The 1,624-nt window shown below is 48.5% G+C and carries 2 protein-coding genes; both read left to right on the forward strand.

Translation table 11 applies throughout. The features are described from left to right. On the forward strand, positions 1 to 1,395 hold a 1,395-nt coding region (locus K8S15_07790), incomplete at its 5' end, for a sodium:solute symporter family protein (protein MCD4775938.1). Beyond that, a partial coding sequence (locus K8S15_07795) for a CoA transferase (protein MCD4775939.1) occupies positions 1,386 to 1,624 on the forward strand: 239 nt, incomplete at its 3' end. The genes K8S15_07790 and K8S15_07795, both read left to right, overlap by 10 nt.

A 1,624-nucleotide genomic window follows, 5' to 3' on the forward strand; every position in this document is an offset into this window, starting at 1 on the left:
TATTTTGCTTTTGTCATACTGGTATCTCTGTTTACCAGACGATTTGCCAGCCGCTCTGCTTCTGATTTCCTTATTGCCGGCAGGAATCTTGGGGTAGTTGTGTGTGCTGTTGTAGTGGCCGCGGAGTGGCTGGGCGGCATGAGCACAATCGGGGTCAGTGAAAAAGCATTTACCACAGGCACTTTGCAGCCTGTACTGTACAATATGGCGACTGCGATTGGCATGGTTATCATCGGTTTTACAGTTGCTTCCCGATACAGAAAGGAAAATGTTCATACGGTCAGCGAGATGCTTGAAAATCTCTTTGGCCCAAAAGTGCGGACTGTCTCCGCCATCTCATTCCTTATCGCCTATATAACCCTGGCTTATGTACAACTTCAAACCTGCTCCAGTGTGATTGCTCCTCTGTTCGGTATCAGCTGGCTAACCTCAATACTCATTTCATCCGTTATCATTACATTGTATACGTATTTAGGTGGCATGCACGCCCTTGCGGTGACCGGGATCATTCATGTAGTGACGATGTTCGCAGGGATCGGCATTGCGTTGATAATCGGGCTTGAGAAGGTCGGGGGATTGGCGACACTGCAAAGCAATCTGGTCGCATCAGGTTCCCCCGCTAATCTTTACAATCCTTTCAGCGCGAATATCAGTTATGCTTTCAGCCTGCTGCTTGGAGGTATACTTGGGGGAATGGCCGGACAGGCCAGCATTCAGCCTATCTTTGCCGCGCGGAATCCCCTTACAGCCAGGCGGGCTGCCATTGCATCCAGCCTTATAATCGCTCCTTTCGGAATTATGGTCGGGATACTTGGTTTGATCGCAAAAACAGGCCTCTTTTTCGATACTGCTTCGTGTGATCCAAAGATGGCATTACCATCACTGCTGACTTCATCAGTGTTCATTCCTCCGGTTCTCGGAGGGCTGGCGCTTGCGGGCATTCTTGCAGCGATTCTTTCCACTGTCGGCCCTGTGAACTTCGCTGTTGTAACAATTGCAACAAAAGACATCTATCACGGATTGATCAATAAAACCGCGGATGACAGGAGAATACTTGTTACTGCCCGTAAACTGGTACTTCTGGTCAATATTATTACCATACCTCTGGCAGTTTATCTCAGAGGATCAATCCTTGACGCGGCTTATGCGTCTTACGCCATCAGAGCTATAGGAGCGATAGTCATAGTTCTGGGCATTTACGCACGGGGCTGGATTACACCACTGGGCGCCAAACTTGCATTCGTCGGCGGTACACTCACTGTATTCATCTGCATCATCGCCGGCAGATTGGGTTTCTTCAGTATTGACAAAACATACGGAGCTGTCGGATCTGCTCTTCTATTCATTGTTATAGGGCATCTATGGACTAAATTCAGGGAGAAAAAATGTCACTGAATAACATCTTTGCCGAATTGAAGGTTATCGAGCTTGCAAATGTTCTCGCCGGTCCCAGTGTTGGCGCCTTCTTCTCAGAGCTGGGCGCAACAGTCATAAAAATAGAGAACCGCTTGACAAGCGGTGATGTAACCCGAAAATGGAAACTCCCCGGTGAATCCGCAGACAGCGATATCTCCTCGTATTTCTCCAGCGTTAACTGGGGCAAATTATCAATCGGGGTGCATCT

The sequence above is a fragment of the Candidatus Aegiribacteria sp. genome (genome assembly GCA_021108005.1).
Classification (GTDB): Bacteria; Fermentibacterota; Fermentibacteria; order Fermentibacterales; family JCC-6; genus Aegiribacteria.